This is a genomic window from Streptomyces sp. NPDC107498 (assembly GCF_055582805.1).
Window position 1 is genome coordinate 111,496 of the sequence record NZ_JBVJPE010000014.1, and the last position, 16,100, is coordinate 127,595.

18 protein-coding genes and 2 pseudogenes are annotated in these 16,100 nt (G+C 73.3%); 11 read left to right on the forward strand and 9 right to left on the reverse strand.

The window, feature by feature from the left end; all coding sequences use genetic code 11:
- Window positions 1-62: 62 nt before the first annotated feature.
- From ACZ66Z_RS24130 to ACZ66Z_RS24150, 5 genes and pseudogenes are all read left to right on the forward strand, one after another.
- Window positions 63-1,154: pseudogene (locus ACZ66Z_RS24130) on the forward strand (WXG100-like domain-containing protein); the annotation flags it as partial.
- Window positions 1,155-1,493: 339 nt separating this feature from the next.
- A pseudogene (locus ACZ66Z_RS24135) lies at window positions 1,494-1,853 on the forward strand (YwqJ-related putative deaminase); the annotation flags it as partial.
- A 9-nt stretch (window positions 1,854-1,862) separates the two neighbouring features.
- Window positions 1,863-2,336, forward strand: coding sequence for an SUKH-3 domain-containing protein (locus tag ACZ66Z_RS24140; RefSeq protein ID WP_469937175.1), 474 nt, complete (start codon window positions 1,863-1,865; stop codon window positions 2,334-2,336).
- Window positions 2,329-2,724, forward strand: a complete 396-nt coding sequence (locus ACZ66Z_RS24145) for a YwqJ-related putative deaminase (protein WP_469937177.1) — start codon at window positions 2,329-2,331, stop codon at window positions 2,722-2,724. The genes ACZ66Z_RS24140 and ACZ66Z_RS24145 overlap by 8 nt, the downstream gene beginning before the upstream one ends.
- A gap of 26 nt (window positions 2,725-2,750) precedes the next feature.
- Window positions 2,751-3,653 carry an SUKH-3 domain-containing protein gene (locus tag ACZ66Z_RS24150; RefSeq protein ID WP_469937179.1) on the forward strand — a complete coding sequence of 301 codons (903 nt, stop codon included), beginning with the start codon at window positions 2,751-2,753 and terminating at the stop codon, window positions 3,651-3,653.
- A 128-nt stretch (window positions 3,654-3,781) separates the two neighbouring features.
- Here the strand turns inward: ACZ66Z_RS24150 and ACZ66Z_RS24155 are convergent, their stop codons facing one another.
- Entirely contained in the window at window positions 3,782-4,567 is a 786-nt protein-coding gene (locus ACZ66Z_RS24155; protein ID WP_469937181.1) for an SDR family NAD(P)-dependent oxidoreductase, read from the reverse strand.
- A gap of 83 nt (window positions 4,568-4,650) precedes the next feature.
- The gene (locus ACZ66Z_RS24160) at window positions 4,651-5,520 is read right to left on the reverse strand and encodes an NAD(P)H-binding protein (RefSeq protein WP_469937183.1); all 870 of its coding nucleotides are present in this window, start codon (window positions 5,518-5,520) and stop codon (window positions 4,651-4,653) included.
- A gap of 91 nt (window positions 5,521-5,611) precedes the next feature.
- Between ACZ66Z_RS24160 and ACZ66Z_RS24165 the strand changes: the two genes are divergently transcribed.
- Complete coding sequence (locus ACZ66Z_RS24165) at window positions 5,612-6,562, forward strand: cupin domain-containing protein (protein WP_469937185.1); 951 nt, start codon at window positions 5,612-5,614, stop codon at window positions 6,560-6,562.
- On the opposite strand, the gene ACZ66Z_RS24170 is transcribed toward ACZ66Z_RS24165, so the two are convergent.
- The 3 genes from ACZ66Z_RS24170 to ACZ66Z_RS24180 all read right to left on the reverse strand — a co-directional run bounded on the left by ACZ66Z_RS24170 (window position 6,549) and on the right by ACZ66Z_RS24180 (window position 8,018).
- Window positions 6,549-6,812 (reverse strand): hypothetical protein, encoded by a 264-nt coding sequence (locus tag ACZ66Z_RS24170; protein WP_469937187.1) that lies wholly within the window; start codon window positions 6,810-6,812, stop codon window positions 6,549-6,551. The genes ACZ66Z_RS24165 and ACZ66Z_RS24170 overlap by 14 nt on opposite strands.
- 166 nt (window positions 6,813-6,978) lie before the next feature.
- Window positions 6,979-7,158 carry a DUF397 domain-containing protein gene (locus ACZ66Z_RS24175; RefSeq protein ID WP_469937189.1) on the reverse strand — a complete coding sequence of 60 codons (180 nt, stop codon included), beginning with the start codon at window positions 7,156-7,158 and terminating at the stop codon, window positions 6,979-6,981.
- A complete protein-coding gene (locus tag ACZ66Z_RS24180) occupies window positions 7,155-8,018 on the reverse strand; it encodes a helix-turn-helix domain-containing protein (RefSeq protein ID WP_469937331.1) in 864 nt (287 codons plus the stop codon). The genes ACZ66Z_RS24175 and ACZ66Z_RS24180 overlap by 4 nt, the downstream gene beginning before the upstream one ends.
- 7 nt (window positions 8,019-8,025) lie before the next feature.
- Here ACZ66Z_RS24180 and ACZ66Z_RS24185 point away from each other — a divergent pair, with 7 nt between their 5' ends.
- The gene (locus tag ACZ66Z_RS24185; protein ID WP_469937191.1) at window positions 8,026-8,304 is read left to right on the forward strand and encodes a hypothetical protein; all 279 of its coding nucleotides are present in this window, start codon (window positions 8,026-8,028) and stop codon (window positions 8,302-8,304) included.
- Window positions 8,305-8,330: 26 nt separating this feature from the next.
- Window positions 8,331-8,726 carry a VOC family protein gene (locus ACZ66Z_RS24190; RefSeq protein WP_469937193.1) on the forward strand — a complete coding sequence of 132 codons (396 nt, stop codon included), beginning with the start codon at window positions 8,331-8,333 and terminating at the stop codon, window positions 8,724-8,726.
- A gap of 74 nt (window positions 8,727-8,800) precedes the next feature.
- Here ACZ66Z_RS24190 and fusA read toward each other — a convergent pair whose 3' ends face one another.
- Both fusA and ACZ66Z_RS24200 read right to left on the reverse strand, forming a co-directional pair.
- On the reverse strand, window positions 8,801-10,786 hold the full coding sequence (gene fusA, locus ACZ66Z_RS24195; protein ID WP_469937195.1) for an elongation factor G: 1,986 nt from the start codon (window positions 10,784-10,786) through the stop codon (window positions 8,801-8,803).
- Between the two features lie 283 nt (window positions 10,787-11,069).
- Entirely contained in the window at window positions 11,070-11,477 is a 408-nt protein-coding gene (locus tag ACZ66Z_RS24200) for a VOC family protein (protein WP_469937197.1), read from the reverse strand.
- Between the two features lie 297 nt (window positions 11,478-11,774).
- Here ACZ66Z_RS24200 and ACZ66Z_RS24205 point away from each other — a divergent pair, with 297 nt between their 5' ends.
- Window positions 11,775-12,410, forward strand: a complete 636-nt coding sequence (locus ACZ66Z_RS24205) for a nucleoside/nucleotide kinase family protein (RefSeq protein WP_469937199.1) — start codon at window positions 11,775-11,777, stop codon at window positions 12,408-12,410.
- Window positions 12,411-12,544: 134 nt separating this feature from the next.
- The gene (locus tag ACZ66Z_RS24210) at window positions 12,545-13,876 is read left to right on the forward strand and encodes a DUF1254 domain-containing protein (RefSeq protein ID WP_469937201.1); all 1,332 of its coding nucleotides are present in this window, start codon (window positions 12,545-12,547) and stop codon (window positions 13,874-13,876) included.
- Between the two features lie 27 nt (window positions 13,877-13,903).
- On the opposite strand, the gene ACZ66Z_RS24215 is transcribed toward ACZ66Z_RS24210, so the two are convergent.
- Window positions 13,904-14,548, reverse strand: a complete 645-nt coding sequence (locus ACZ66Z_RS24215; protein WP_469937203.1) for a GAP family protein — start codon at window positions 14,546-14,548, stop codon at window positions 13,904-13,906.
- 175 nt (window positions 14,549-14,723) lie between these two features.
- A complete protein-coding gene (locus ACZ66Z_RS24220; protein WP_469937205.1) occupies window positions 14,724-15,476 on the reverse strand; it encodes a CTP synthase C-terminal region-related (seleno)protein in 753 nt (250 codons plus the stop codon).
- Between the two features lie 96 nt (window positions 15,477-15,572).
- Here ACZ66Z_RS24220 and ACZ66Z_RS24225 point away from each other — a divergent pair, with 96 nt between their 5' ends.
- Entirely contained in the window at window positions 15,573-16,097 is a 525-nt protein-coding gene (locus tag ACZ66Z_RS24225) for a tetratricopeptide repeat protein (protein ID WP_469937207.1), read from the forward strand.
- The last annotated feature ends 3 nt before the right edge of the window (window positions 16,098-16,100 follow it).

The following is a 16,100-nucleotide window of genomic DNA, read 5'->3' on the forward strand; positions in this document are numbered from 1 at the left end:
GTCAGCCGCCCCCTGTGGTAGGACTGTTGCGCATTGCAAACAGCCGACACGGGGGCACGAACATGGCTGTCACGGTTCCGGACTGGGCCGACACGCTTCTCGATCTGATCGGTGTGGCCTGGCCGAACGTCGACGAGGACGCGTACCGCGAGATGGCGGACGCGCTCAGGGAGTTCGCGGACGACCTGGAGGACGACGGCCAGCTCGCGAACAACCACTTCGAGCGGTTGCTGTCCTCGGGCCAGGGCGAGGCGCTCGACGCGCTCGACGAGCACTGGCAGAAGGTCAAGGGCAAGCACTTCAAGGACGTCGCCGGCGCCGCCCGCACGATCGCGGGCGGCCTGGACCTGGCGGCCGGCGCCGTCGAGGGCATGAAGCTCGCGGCGCTGGTGCAGCTGGGCTACCTCGCCTCCGAGGCGGGCATCGCCCTCTCGCTGATCCCGGTGACCGGTGGCCTGTCGGCGCTGATCGGCGCGGGGGCGATGCGGGCCACGCAGGAGGTCGTCAAGCGGCTGGTCAAGGAGTGCGCGGAGGAGGCCGTCGGGTACGTCGTGGCGGCGCTGACCGAGCCGGCGGTGGCGGCCCTGGAGGGCTTGGCGGCGGACCTGGTCGTGCAGCTGGGCGCGATGGCGATCGGCCTGCAGGACGGGGTGGACCTCGACCAGGCCAAGAAGGCCGGTACGGACGGCTTCAAGGACGGGGTGCAGTCCGGCAAGGAGAGCCTGAACCTGGCCTCGGCCGGAGGAGGCGGGGGCGGCGGCGGCTCGAAGGGCAGCGGGCTGAAGAACCTGCACATCGAGCACGCCGAGCACACCCACGCCTCCACCCAGCTCGACACCGTCAGCGTGCGCATCCACGGGAAGACGACGGGCAAACTCACGAAGGCGAAGACCGCGCACGGCCGCACCCGGGGGCGCGACTCGATCGCCGACGCGATCGACCCGATCGCGGACAAGGCGATGGAGGCCCTGACCAAGGCGGCGAAGTCGATGGGCGACCACGTCGGCCAGACGCTCCCGAAGGTCGTCAAGCAGATCTCGGTGGACCACAAGAACACCGACGACGACCTGCGCGACCGCTTCGCCCGCCAGCGCGGGGGCGACCACGACAACGGGGGCGAGGGCGGCGCGGGCGACGGTGGTGGAGGCGGCAATCCCCCCGGCGGGAACGGCGGCTCCGGTCCCGGTTCCGGCGACGATTCCGGAGGCAAGCGCATCACTCCGGCCCCGCCCTGGCACGGCAGCTCGGCGGGTACCATGCGCCACCACCGCACCGATCCGCTCGACGTCAGTCACCTCACGCCCGAGCAGCAGCGCGAGGCCCTCGTCCAGGAGGCCCGCGACCTCGCCGACCGGGCGCGCAGGGCCGACCCGGAGAACCCGGACGACCCCAAGCACCAGATCGACCTGGCCAAGACCCGTTTTCCGGTCGGTGAGCACCTCCTCAAGGACAACTCCTGTTCCGGCGGGCTGCTCCACGACGGTGTCGTGACGAGCCACACCAGCGCGACCCAGTTCGAGGGCAAGGACAAGCCCGACCTGCATCCGGGCGCGCAGCAGGTCTACGACGAGGTGAAGGCCATCCACGCCGCCCGGGGCACGAACGCCGGCGCGGGCCACGGGAAGTGCGCGGAGGCCATGCTCCTGTCGGACCGGCTCCGTCAGCTCGACCCGTCCGGCACCTCCCTCCGTACGATCGACCAGGTACGGGAGGCGATGACGGGTGCGCAGATGTACAGCGTGCAGATCGGGCGGGACAGGCGCGGACTCCTCGGTCACAACGACTACAAAGAGCCGTGCCCCTCGTGCGCGATCGCCCTGGACATCACCGGCATCACCGCCTACGCAGGTTAGGAGCCCCTCATGCCCCCTCTCAAGGTCCCGGCGGACGTCGACGCCTGGTTCACCGAGCATGGCTGGTTTCCCGGTCGGCAGGCCGGCGAGTCGGCCGCGGCGTTCGTGGCGGTCGTCGTCGAGGAGAGCCGGAAGCGCGGGTTTCCGGTGGAGCCGTTCGCCGTCGCGACCGACTTCCTCAACGAGCACGCCGGGCTTCGGGTGGTGCACGACGCCCGGCGTGACGACTACATCGAATTCACGCCCGTGCCCTACTGGGGCCACACCTTCGAGGACATGGCGGAGCTGAGCCGCAACCTCGGCGTGCGGCTCTTTCCGGTCGGATGGGACTCCACGGACGCGGAGTTGTACGTCGTGGACGAGCAGGGCCGGTTCTTCTGCATGCACCACACGGGTGACTACTACATGGGCACCGGCAAGCACGAGGCGATGATCGGCCTGTACCGGACGCCCATGCAGGACGCGGAGGATTTCTATGTCTGACCTGATCCCCGGTACGGCGGCCTCGCTGCTCGTCCACGGCACCATCACCAGCCACACCAACCTCACCGGTGACGGCGAGCCCGACCTCCACCCGGCCGTGCGGGAGTTCTTCGACGGCCTCCCGCCGGCCCTGCGCGAACCCTTCATCGGCTACTGCGCCGAGTCCGCCCTCGTCTCCGACGAGCTCTTCGGGTTCGACCGGCAGCGCGGCGACGGCCGCACCGCCACCCTCGACGAGGCCGTCCCGCACTTCGCGGGCGCCGCGATCGTCGCCCGCAAGATCCGCCCGCACGGCGACCCCGAGCACGGCACGGAGGCCGAGGTGTGCCGCTCCTGCACGGCGCTCCTCGACCGGCTGGGGATCGCGATCATCCACGACCGGGCATGACACGACCGGACATGACGCGACCGGGCATGAGCGAGGCACTGGCGGAAGCGGGCCGGCGGCCGGGCCGGGACGCGGGGGACCCCGCCATGGCGGCGGTCCTCGTCGTGGTGACCGTCGGCGCGGAGCTCTTCCCCGCCGCCGAACGCGCCGTGCGCGAGTTCCACGGCCTGCACCTCCTCCCCGCCGCCGACGGAGGCCGGGAGGTCGCCGCCCTCGGCGCGGTCGTCGACCCCCGCGAGGCCCGCCACGACGTCCCGGCCCTGAACCGGCTCGCCGACTCCCTCGGCGCCCGCCTCTTCCCCTTCGGCCGTACGGACACGGACGCGCCGCTCGCGGTCGACGAGCACGGGCGGCTCCTCGTGCTCGGCCCCGGCGGTCCCTGGCTCCTCGGCGAGACGGTCCGCGCCGGTCTGACGGCGCTGACCTCCGGAATCGCGCCGGTACGGCTCCGGCCGCCCCGGTGGCGCTTCCCGCTGCCCGGCCCCGAGAACGACCTCGGGGCGGCGGTGCGGGCCGCGCTCGTCGCCGTGTACGTCCTGCACAGCACGGGCCTGTTCGGCGCCCGCGCCCTGCACCTGCGGGCGACCACCCTGCGGGGGATCGGCGTCGTGGCCGTGGACGAGGAGTTCCCGCTGCGCCCGGGGGCCCTTGAGGACAACGCGGAGCCGCTCGCGGAGGCGATGACCGGCCGCCTCGAAGCGGCCGGGGCGCGCCCCGGGGCCTGCGAACTGACCCTCACCGTGTCCGCGCCGCCCGGCGCGGAGGGCCCGGCGGCGACGGTCGCCTGCGCCGTGACGGTGGGCGGCGAGACCGAGGGCCCCGCCCTGACCCTGTCGGCCGCGCTGTCCGCGACGTCCGGCCCCACGGCGAAGGCCCTGGACGCCTGCGCCCGGGCCCTCGCGGACTGGGCGGGTTCCCCGGTGTCCTGACCGTCGTTCGCCCCCACGCGACCGAGGAGTCCCTTGTGCCCCGTCGCGAAGTCCCCGCCGACGTCGACGTCTGGTTCGGCGAGCACGGCTGGTTTCCCGGCCGGAACGTCGCCGAGCGACCCGGCTTCTCAGTGCACCGAGAAGCCGCCGTCCACGAAGAGCGACTGGCCCGTGACGTACGCGGAGGAGGCGCTCGCCAGGAAGACGGCCGCGCCCGCGAAGTCCTCGGCCAGGCCGTTGCGGCCGACCATCGTGCGGGCGGCCAGGGCGGCGACCTTCTCCGGGTCGGAAGAGAGGCGCTCGTTGAGCGGGGTCATCACGAAGCCGGGGACCAGGGTGTTGGCGGTGACCCCGTACGGGGACCAGGCCTCGGCCTGCGAGCGGGCCAGCGACTCCAGGGCGCCCTTGGACACCCCGTACGCCCCGCTCCGGACGAACGCGCGGTGCGCCTGCTGCGAGGAGATGTGGATGATCCGGCCGAAGCCCCGCTCGGCCATGCCGGGGCCGAAGCGCCGGCCCAGGAGGAACGGCGCCTCCAGGTTCACGGTCATCGTCGTGTCCCACGTCTCCTCGCCCAACTCGCCGAACGGCGGACGGAGGTTGATGCCGGCCGAGTTCACCAGGACGTCCGGCTCCCCGAAGACGGCCGCCGCCTCCTCCGCCCCGGCCTTGATGCCGTCGCGGGTGCTCAGGTCGGCGCTCACCCGGGCCGCCCGGCAGCCGTCGGCCGTCAACTCGTCGACGGTCGCGACGAGTTCGGCCTCCTTGCGGGCCAGCACCACCACGCTCGCCCCCGCCCGGGCCAGGGCCCCCGCGATGGCCCTGCCGATGCCGGAACTGCCGCCGGTGACGAGGGCGTTGCGCCCTTCGAGCGAGAACATCCCGGAGAGGTAACCGGCCGGGTTCGTGCCCATCGTTTCGCTCCTCGTGTCGTACGGCGCCGGCCGACCGCGTGCGGCGGACGGCCGGTCCCCGCATCCTGGCACACGGCTCCGGATCAGCCGTGCCAGACCCCGGTCGCGGCCGTCGCCCGCACGTAGTCGGCGAAATCGCGGGGTGCGCGGCCCAGGGCCCGCCGCACGCCGTCGCCGAGCGTGGCGAAGCGGTCGTCGGCGATCCAGCCGAAGAGCGTGTTCAGGAGGGCGACGAAGTCCTCGGGCAGGCCCTTCCGCGCCGCGTACGCCGTGAACTCGTCCGGGGAGACGGGACGGTACGTGATGTCCCGGCCCGTCGCCCGGGCGACCTCCTCGGCCACCGCCCCCAGCGTGAGCAGGCGCGGTCCGGACAGCTCGTACGCCTCCCCGGCGTGACCGGCCTCGGTGAGCGCCGCCACGGCGACGTCCGCGATGTCCTCGACGTCGACGAACGGCTCCGCGCCCGCCCCCGCCGACCACACCACCTCGCCGTCGACGACCTGGTCCCGGAAGAACGGCTCCTCACCGAAGTTCTGCGCGAACCAGGCCGGCTTCAGGAGCGTCCACTCCGCGCCCGACTCCCGCACCGCCCGCTCGCAGGGCAGCTTCTCCTCGCCCTCGGCCGCCACCCAGTCGCGGTGCGAGAGCAGGACGAGCCGCTCGACCCCGCCGGCCGCGGCGAGCTTGCCGAAGGCACCCATCGAGACCGCCGCGTCGCTCTGCATCGAGTCGACCAGGTAGGCCGCGCCGACCCCCTCGAGAACGGGCTCCCAGGTGTTCTCGTCGTTCCAGTCGAACCGGGCGGGCCCCTTGCGGGAGGCCGCCCGGACCTCGTACCCCCGCTCCTTCAGGCGGGAGACCACGCGGCGGCCGGTCTTGCCCCTCCCGCCGAGGACCAGGATCGGCTTCGTCTTCGTGCTCGTGTTCGTGTTCGTGTTCGAGTCCGTCGTCATGCGATCAGTCAAACGGTGGGCCGGTGCGTCACGGAATGGTCCTCGCGCTCATCCCGATGTCCCGGACGCTCAGCCCTCCTAGACTCGCCCCGTGGATCCACTCGCGAGCCTCCTCTACGAAGTCCGCTCCGACGGCGCCCTGTTCAGCCGCAACGTCCTGGCCTCGCCCTGGTCGATCGGCTTCGCCGACGGGACGCCCCTCGCCGTCGTCACCCTGCTCCGCGGCTCCGGCTGGGTCGTCCCCGGCGATGACCTCCCGCCCGTCCCGCTCGGCCCCGGCGACGTCGCCCTCGTGACCGGCGCGGAGCCGTTCACCGTCACCGACGACCCGTCCGCGAAGACCCCGCCCTTCTACGTCGTGCACTCCGGTCACTGCACCACCGCCGACGGCGAGGACGTCAGCGAGGACGTCATCCTCGGCCTCCGCACCTGCGCCAACGCCCCCGGCGGCACCACCGTGCTCCTCACCGGCAGCTACCAGGTCGACGGCCGCGTCTCCGCCCGCCTCGTCGGCGGCCTCCCCCGCGTCCTCGTCGTCCCCCGGGACGACAGGGCCGGCCCGATCCTCGAACTCACCGACACCGAGATCAGCCGCGACGACCCCGGCCAGCAAGCCGTCCTCGACCGGCTCCTGGACCTCCTGCTGCTCTCCACCCTGCGGGGATGGTTCAGCCGCCCCGAATCCGACCCGCCCGCCTGGTACCGGGCGCTCGCCGACCCCGTCGCGGGCCGCGCCCTGCGCCTCATCCACGACCGCCCCGCGCGCCCGTGGACCGTGACCGCCCTCGCCCAGGAGGCCGGGGTCTCCCGGGCCACGCTCGCCCGCCGCTTCGGCGACCTCGTCGGCGAACCGCCCATGACGTACCTGACTGGCTGGCGCCTCGCCCTCGCCGCCGACCTGCTGACCCGCACCGACGCCACCGTGGAGTCGATCGCCCGACAGGTCGGCTACCGGAGCGCGTTCGGCCTGAGCGTCGCCTTCAAGCGCGTGTACGGGACCCGGCCCAGCGACCACCGTGTCGCCGTCGTCACCGGGCCTTGAACACGAACCTCTCGACCTCGCGGCGGTCGAGGTTCCAGAACGTCACCGACGGGTCCGGAGCCTTCTCCTTGCCGCCGCTCGGCTTCGCGGAGCGGGTCGCGGTGGGCTGCGGGGCGTCGGTGGTCGGGCTCGGGGTGGTGGGGGCGGTGGTGCCGGTCGCGCTCGCGGTACGGGACGGGGCCGGGCTCACGGCCCCGTCATCCGTCCCGCCGTCCGGCCCGCACGCCGTGGTCGAGAGGAGCGCGGTCACGGCCGCGGCTCCCGGGGCGTACGTCTTCCAGCTCTTGCGGGCAGCGCGCAGGGCGATCCCCCGTGTCCTTCGTATGGCTCGACGAGCAGGTTCTTCACCGGTGCGGCTGCCGCATTCCGGTGCGGGACTGCTCGTTGCGCACCACGGACATGGAGGTGATGCTTCCTCAGCCGAGCTGGTCGAGGAACTCCGTCCAGATGTCGGGGGAGAGGACCAGCTGGGGGCCGGTGGGGTTCTTGGAGTCGCGGACGTGGACGGTGGCGGGGCAGGTGGCGACCTCGACGCAGTTGTCGCCGCTTCCGCTGCTGTAGCTGCTCTTGAACCAGGCCAGTTCAGTCGTGCTCATAGTCCTCCTCGGATCTCCCGCAGCAGGCCCACGGACGCTTCTTCGGACAGAGCCTGTGCCCGCATCCTGGCATACCGCTGCTGGAGGATGCTGACCACTTTGGGGTCGGAGATGAGCTGGCCGGTCTCCTGGCCCTCGCAGTACGCGTACCCGGCGTTCTCCCGGGTCTCCAGGAGGCACAAGGGGCCGTCGAGACCCGCGTGGTGCCCACGCGACTGCGCCATGACCTGGATGTCGATGGTGCGTCGCTCGCAGAGCGCGAGGACGTGGTCGACCTGCTCGCGCATGACCTCCGGGCCGCCCATCTGGCGGCGCAGTACGTGCTCCTCGACGATGAAGCTGAAGAGGGTCTCCGGTCGATCCGTCAGGATGCTTGCCCGCTCCATGCGGGCGACCAGGTTCGACTCGATCTTGTCGTCGCCCATCGCCGGGATCTGCTTCTCGAAGAGCGTCCGGGCGTACGCGGGCGTCTGGAACAGACCGGGCACGAGTCGGTTCTCGTAGGTGCACAGCGTCACCGCCAGCGGCTCCAGCTCGGCCCATCCCGCGAACCACTTCGCAAGTCCCGCCCTCCGCGTCAGATGCTTCGCCGCCGCCCTGATGACCCCGAACGCCTCCAGCACCTCCTCCGCCCGGTTCACGAACTCCTTCGACGGCAGGCGCCTTCCCTGTTCGATCGAGGCGATCATCGGCACCGAGTACCCCACCAGCGGGACCAACTGTTCCTGTGTCAGGGCCACCCTCCTGCGGAAGGCCTTGACCACTTCCCCGAAGGCCTTCAGGCTCTCCGACGTCTCCGGTTCGCTTCCCTTCGGGACCTCGTCCGTCACCCCGACACCTCCCGCCGGGCGCCGCCACATTGGCCCCATGACCTCCCCCGCGATCCGCGAACCGGCCGTCGCCTTAAGTGTGTTCACCCAGCGCTTCAGCTCGACCCCGCGCGGTGCCCGCCTCGCCCGCCGGCTCGCTCTCCACCAGCTGGACCGCTGGCGCCTTCCGTACGGCTCCGAGACCTCCGACGCCGTCGGACTGCTCCTCGTCGAGGCGCTCGCCTCGCGGTGGACGGTGCTCGGCCGCGTACCGGTGGGGAAGACCGTACGGGCCGAGTTCGACCTGCCACCGGCCCCGGAGCGATCGGTACGCTGAACCTTTCCGCACTTTTGGGGAGAGTCATGACGAGCAGGTTCACCCAGTTGGTCGTCGACTGCCACGATCCTGAGGCGCTCGCGGCCTTCTGGTGCGAGGTCCTGGACTTCGAGGTGATCGACCGGAGCGAGGACGTGGTCGAGATCGGCTCCCGGGAGCCGACCGTCGAGGAGGTCCGGGCCCGCCCGATGCCGCCCACCCTGGGCTTCGTCCGGGTGCCCGAGGGCAAGACCGCGAAGAACCGGCTCCACATCGACGTCAGCCCGATCGACCGCGGCACCGAGGACGAGGTGACCAGGTTGCTCGGCCTCGGCGCCACCAGGGCGGACGTGGGCCAGGGGCCGGGCCGGAGCTGGGTGGTCATGGCGGACCCCGAGGGCAACGAGTTCTGCGTCCTGCGCGGCCCGGCGCCGCAGGACTAGGGCCTGCCTTCCGGGGCGTGCCGGGCCGGTGCCGGGCGTTCGGCCCGCACGGTCGGTGCGGGCCGAACGCGACCTCAGCTCCGGGCCGCCTCGTACCCCGCCGGGCGGGTCGTGAACGTGCCCCGACCCTGGGTGCGGCCCCGGAGGCGGGACGCGTAGCCGAAGAGCTCGGCCAGCGGCACCGTCGCCTCCACCACCGCCGTGCCGAGGCGGGTCGTCCGGTCCGTGACCCGGCCCCGGCGGGCCGCGAGGTCGCCGAGGACCGGGCCGACCGACTCGGCGGGGACGGTGACCGTCACCTCGGCCACCGGTTCGAGCAGGGTCATCACGCTCGCGCGGAGCGCCTCGCGCAGCGCGAACCTGCCCGCTGCGCGGAACGCCGTCTCCGAGGAGTCCTTCGGATGCGTGGCGCCGTCCGTGAGCGTGACCCGGACGCCCGTCACCGGGTGGCCGCCGAGGGGGCCCTCGACGAGGGCGTCCCGGCAGCCGGCCTCGACCGCGCGGACGTACTCCTGCGGGACGCGGCCGCCCGTGACCGTGGAGGCGAAGGCGAACTCCTCGTTCTCCGTCGGTTCGACGTCGATGACGACGTGGGCGAACTGGCCCGCGCCGCCGTCCTGTTTGACGTGCCGGTACAGCAGGCCGCTGACGCCCTTCGTCACCGTCTCCCGGTACGCCACCTGCGGGCGGCCGACCGTGACCTCCAGGCCCCGGTCGCGCCGCAGCTTCTCCACCGCGACCTCCAGGTGCAGCTCGCCGAGACCGGACAGGACCGTCTGGCCCGTCTCGGGGTCGGACCGGACCACGAGCGACGGGTCCTCCTCCGTCATCCGGGCGAGGGCCGTCGCGAGCCGGCCCGTGTCCGTGCCGCGGCGGGCCTCCACGGCCACCGAGACGACCGGGTCGGCGGTCGTCGGCGGTTCGAGGACGACCGGAGCGTCCGGGGCGCACAGCGTCGCCCCGGCACGTGCGGACTTCGGCCCGACGACGGTGACGATGTCACCGGCGCGCGCCGTGTCCACCTCCGTCGCCCGGTCGGCCTGGACGCGCAGGATGCGGGCGATCCGCTCCGTACGCCCGGTGGTGGTGTCGAGCACGGTGTCCCCCTTCCCGATCGTGCCCGCGTAGACGCGGAGACAGGTCGTGCGGCCGGTGGCCGTCGCGTTCACCTTGAAGACGAGCGCGGTGAACGGCGCCTCCGGGTCCGCCGGGACCCCGCCGCGCACCGGCGGCATGTCCGACGGGGCCGGGAGGTACGCGACGACGGCGTCGAGCAGCGGCTCGATGCCCCGGTCGCGGTACGCCGAGCCGCAGAGGACGACGACGGCCTCGCCGGAGAGGGTGAGGTCGCGGAGGGCGGCCGTGAGGACGTCCTCGGAGAGCTCGTCCCGCTCGCAGAACTCCTCCAGGGCGCGCGGGTGCAGCTCCGCGACCGTCTCCTCCAGGCGCCTCCTGCGGTGGTGGGCCTCGTCCCGGAGGTCGTCGGGGACCGGCAGGTCGGCGAACGCGTCGGCGCCGTCGGCCCACACGTACGCCCGCATCCGGACCAGGTCCACGACGCCCGTGAAGCCGTCCTCGCGCCCGATGGGCAGCTGGACGGGGAGCGGGACGGTGCCGAGGCGGTCCCGGATCGACGCCACGGCGGCGTCGAGCTCCGCGCCCGCGCGGTCCAGCTTGTTGACGAACGCGATCCTCGGCACCCCGTGCCGGTCGGCCTGGCGCCACACCGTCTCGCTCTGCGGCTCGACGCCCGCGACGGCGTCGAAGACGGCGACGGCGCCGTCGAGGACGCGCAGCGAGCGCTCGACCTCGTCGGAGAAGTCGACGTGACCGGGCGTGTCGATCAGGTTGATCCGGTGGCCCGCCCAGTCGCAGCTGACGGCCGCGGCGAAGATCGTGATGCCCCGGTCCCGCTCCTGCGGGTCGAAGTCGGTGACGGTGGTGCCGTCGTGGACCTCGCCGCGCTTGTGGGTGGCGCCGGTGAGGTACAGGAACCGCTCGGTGACGGTGGTCTTGCCGGCGTCGACGTGGGCGAGGATGCCGAGGTTGCGGATGCGCATGGGGTGGTGCCTTTCGCTGCTGCGTGGAGAACGGGGCAGCGCGATTCCCGGACGGATCCCCGAGGGGTCAGGACGTCACGGGTCGGCGATGGCGGGCGCGCAGCCGCCACCGGCCGGAGCGAGAGGCGAGGATCACGTCGAAGCGGCGCGTACGCACGGTCGGCTCTCCTCGGTGAATGCTCGCGGCACGGCACACCGGTCGGTGTGCCGTGCCGCGAGTGTAGGGAGGGCCGCCGCGCGGGCGACACCGAATTGTTCGGGTGGTGCCGGGGTGGCGCGGTGGCTACGCGGCCGGCTGGAGGAGGTCCCAGCGGTTGCCGTAGAGGTCTTCGAAGACGGCGACCGAGCCGTACGGCTCGTGGCGGGGCTCCTCCAGGAACTTCACCCCGGCGGCCGACATGCGCTCGTGGTCGCCGGCGAAGTCGTCCGTGTGGAGGAAGAAGCCGACCCGGCCGCCCGTCTGGTTGCCGACCGAGGCCTCCTGCTCCTCGTTCTTCGCGCGGGCGAGGAGCAGCCCGGTGTTGCCGAGGCCGCCGACGCCGGCCGAGCCGCGCGGACGGACGACGACCCAGCGGCTTCCGTCGCCGCGGTCGGTGTCCTCGACCAGCTCGAAGCCGAGGGCGTCGGTGTAGAAGGCGATGGCCTCGTCGTATGCACGGACGACGAGGGTGACGAGTGCGATGGACGGCATTTCCCCAACGTAATACGCGGAAGGGTAGGAACCCACCCGCGTCGACCCGCGTCGTGGCGGGGGACGACCCTTGCGGAAAGGAGGGTCGGAACGAGGGTCCGGGGAGGGTCGCCCCGAGGGTCGTCGGGGCAGTCGGGCAGTCGGGCCGCCGGGCAGCTGGGCAGTCGGGCCGCCGGGCAGTCGGGTCGCCGGGTCGCCGAGCGCTGCCCGGGCGGGGGCTTCGGGGGAGGGGCCGTTCCCGAGGGCGTGCGGCGGGCTCCGGAGCGGAGCCGTCCCCGCGGGGCGCGCGGTGCGAGAATGCGGTGCATGGACGCGCAGGAGTTCGATCGGCTGGAGGCCCGCGCGCGGGCGCTCGTCCCGTCGGGGCAGCGGCGGATCCTGGGGCTCGCCGGGGCGCCCGGCTCCGGGAAGTCCACGCTCGCCGACCGGCTCGTCGACCGGCTCGGCGGGCTCGCCGTGCTCGTCCCGATGGACGGGTTCCATCTGGCCGGGGCCGAACTGGAGCGGCTCGGGCGGGCCGACAGGAAGGGCGCGCCGGACACCTTCGACGCCGCCGGGTACACCGCGCTCCTCGCCCGGCTCCGCGCCCCCGCCCCCGGCACCACCGTCTACGCGCCCGCGTTCGACCGCTCCCTGGAGGAGCCGGTCGCCGGGGCGATCCCCGTCCCGCCCGAGGTCCCGCTCGTGGTCACCGAGGGGAACTACCTGCTGCACGACGGGGGCGCCTGGGCCGACGTCCTGCCGCTGCTCGACGAGGTCTGGTACCTCGACCTGGACGACCGCCACCGCGTCTCCCGGCTCGTCGAGCGGCACGTCCGCTTCGGCAAGGACCGGGCGCACGCCGAGCGCTGGGTCGACGCGTCCGACGAGCCCAACGCCCGCCTGGTGGCCCGGGGCCGCCACCGGGCCCACCTGGTCGTCCGGATGTCCTAGGGGGCGCCCTGCCGGTCCGGCGACCCCGCGGGCCGCCGTCCCGCCACCCGTTCGGCGGACTCGCCGGGCGACGGAGGGGGCGTGCTCATAGCGTCGGGCCGGAACGGGGATCGTCCTCACACCTGGAGCAGCCGATGACGGATGAGTCGATGGAGAAGCCGGCCACGGAGGCGTGGCTCTACGGATACCCGCTGGTCACGGCGGCCGTGACGAAGAGCAGCATGACGGCGGTGCCGGCCCGGGACGACGCGCGCCGGAAGGCCCCGGTCAACCAGTTCTGCTACATGCGCGCCACCCCGGACGCCTCCTTCACCGAGGTCGTCTCGCCGAACGCCGACACCCTGTACTCCAGCGCCTGGCTCGACCTGTCCGACCAGCCCCTGGTGCTGACCCTGCCCGACTTCGGCGACCGCTTCTGGATGGTCCCGATCCTGGACGCCTGGTCCAACGTCTGCGCCGTCGTCGGCCGGCGCGGGAACGGATCGTCCGCCGGCCCGTTCCTGATCGCCGGGCCGTCCTGGTCCGGAGCGGTCCCCACCGGGCTGACCCTGCTGAAGTCGCCCACCGCCGTGAACTGGATCATCGCCCGGTACGCGACCAGCGGCCCGTCGGACTTCCCGGCCGTCAACGAGCTCCAGGACGCCACCCGGCTGATCCCGCTCTCGCAGTGGACCGGCGACCCCGACGACTACTCCCCTCCCACCGACGTCCCCGTCCCCGCAGGCGCCGACACCACGACGGCGCCCGTCGACCAGGTCCACGCCCTCGACGGCCGCGACTACTTCACCCTCCTCAACCGGATGATGGTCGACAACCCTCCCGACCCCGCCGACGCCCCCTTCCTGGGCCGCCTGGCCAAACTCGGCATCGCACCCGGCGCGAGCCTGGACGACCTGTCCGCCGAGGAGCTCGCCGTCCTGGACGCGGGCGCGCGGCGCGGTCCGGAGGCCCTGCGCGAGCTGCTCGACCGGGCGGAGTCCGCCGAGACCGGTGGATGGGCCGTGCACCGAGGCCTCGGGGACTACGGAACCGACTACGCCAAGCGCGCGGTCATCACCCGGTTCGGGTACGGAGCCAACCTCGACGCCGACGCGCTGTACCCGCACGCCACCACCGACGCCGACGGCCGCCCCCTCGACGGGGCCCACGCCTACGTGCTGCACTTCGACGCCGATCGGATCCCGCCCGTCGACGGCTTCTGGTCCCTCACGATGATGAACGAGCGTCAGCTCTTCGTCGACAACCCGCTGAACCGGTACGCGATCGGCGACCGCAGCGGCATGCGCACCAACCCCGACGGCTCCCTGGACATCCACGTCCAGCACGACGACCCCGGACCCGATCGCGAGAGCAACTGGCTGCCTGCCCCCGCGGGCAGCTTCAACGTCTTCCTCCGCCTGTACTGGCCCCGGCAGCCCGCCCTCACCGGCGAATGGACCCCGCCCGCGCTGCGACGCACCGACTGAGCCCCGCCGGTCCGCCGGTCCGCCGCGTCAGGCGACCAGTTGGTAGATGCTCCGGGCCGTCAGCCACAGGCCGACGGCCAGGGCGAGCGTGACGACGAGCTGTTCCTGGTGTCCGCCCAGCCACTCCCGCAGGGAGTTCAGCCGGGCGTTCGCGGCCGTGGGCGCCCAGACCACGTACATCTCCATGACGATGAGGCTGAGCGTGGCCAGCAGGCAGTAGCCGGCCAGGGCGAGCCAGTCGTCGAGGGCGGAGAGGTCCGCGTCGACGACGGTCGCGGCGCCGGCGGCGACCAGTCCCCAGGGCTGCAGCAGCCACGCCAGACCGGCCGCCGCGACCGGGGAGGCGTTGTCGACCCGGGCGGTCCAGCGGGGCGGGCCGTGCGGGCGGGGCGGCCGACGGTGCCGGTACGTCCCGTACAGCACCAGTGCCAGACCGATGACGAGCTTCGCGATGATCGCGGCGGTCGAGGGCGCGCTGTGACGGGCCGGCGGCTTGCCGCCGGTCAGCAGCACCACCACGGCGATCACCGTGACCAGGTTGGCCAGCCACGACAGCAGGAACGCCATGCCCTGGCGAACGCCGCGCCGCGAGAAGAGCAACAGGATGAAGGCACTGTTGTGCAAGGGCCCCAGCGTGATGGCCGTCCCGATCACCACCAGGTCAAGGGTCACCGGACCGGTCACTCCTGGATGTCAGGGCCGTCCGCCGCACGTGCGGGAGGGGGCGGCCGGGAGGGGGAGGCGACGCCGCCACGGCGCCGCATCCCGACTTTGCAGGCGGCGCCCCGGCCGGTCAAGCGAGCCACGCCCGTGAAGCCCCCGCGAGCAGACCGTGCCGGCCGTCGCCTCACCGCCGCGGGACCGAGCCGCGGTCCGCGTGCTCCGTCGCCGCCACCGCCAGGGCACGGACCAGCGGGTGCGGCACGGTGCCCTCGCCCGCCAGTTCCGGCTGGAAGAGGGTCGCCAGGAAGAAGGGGTGCGAGGGGAGTTCGGCGATCCGGATGCCGCCCTCCTCGTCCGCGCCCGTGAAGCGCAGGCCGTGCGCCCGCAGGGTGTCCAGGTGGCGGCTGTCCGGGCCGTAGTCGCAGTGGTACCGCTCCGTCGTCCGCTCCGCGCCGAGCGCCTTCTCGGCGAGGGAGCCGGGGGTGACCCGTACGACCCCCTCGTGGCCCACGAGCGAGCAGGCGAGCGGGGCGATGAGGAGGTCGCCGGTGTCCGCCGACGGGTCGTTCTCGGCGTGCGCCGCCCGCTCCAGGCCGCAGACGTCCCGCGCGTACTCGATCAGGGCGTGCTGGAAGCCGGCGCAGGTGCCGAGGAAGGGGATGCCGTCCTCGCGGGCCGTGCGGATCGCCGCGAGCGCCCCCGCCTCGCTGGCGTACGGGCTGCCCGGCAGCACCCACACCGCGTCGAAGCCCTTCACGGCGCCGGGGGCCTCCGCGTCGCCCGTGGGGATCCAGTACGCGTCGAGCGCGAGCCCGTCCCGCTCGGCGAGGGCGTCCAGGAGGACCGGGATCCGGACGTGCGAGCGGACGTGCGGGGAGCGGTCGCCGACCAGGGCGATCCGGGGGGTGCGGGGGTGGGCGTGCGTGTTCGTGTTCATGGCCACCATGCTGGGCCGCCCCGCCCGTTCACGTCCAACGATGAATGCTGCACTCTCCATCAGAGACGCTTATGCCCCTCCGGCTAGGGTGGCCGCATGACGAACGATCACGACTGGGAGACCCGCGTCGCCGCGCTCTGGGAGCGCCTCGACGACCACGAGCCCGCCGAGTTCCGCGCCCGCGTCGCCGCCCTCGCCGCCGAGCGGCCCGCCGACGACCCGGCCGCCGTCTTCGAGCGGGGCGCCGCCCACGACTCCACCGGCATGCCCGAGGAAGCCGTCGTCCACTACGAGCGGGCCCTCGACCTCGGCCTCACCGGACTGCGCCGCCGACGGGCCGTCATCCAGCTCGCCAGCAGCCTGCGCAACCTCGGCCGCCCCGACCGCAGCGTCGAACTCCTCACCGCCGAGCGCGCCCTCCCCGCCGACCGGCTCGACGCCGACGAGCGGGCGCTCTCCGGCGCCGTCGACGCCTTCCTCGCCCTGGCCCTCGCCGACACCGGCCGCGACCGCGAGGCAGCCTCCCTCGCCCTCGGCGCCCTCGCGCCCCTGCTGCCCCGCTACAACCGCTCCCTCGCGCACTACGCCAAGGACCTGCTGAAGACCCCCTGGGGGTCCTGAGCC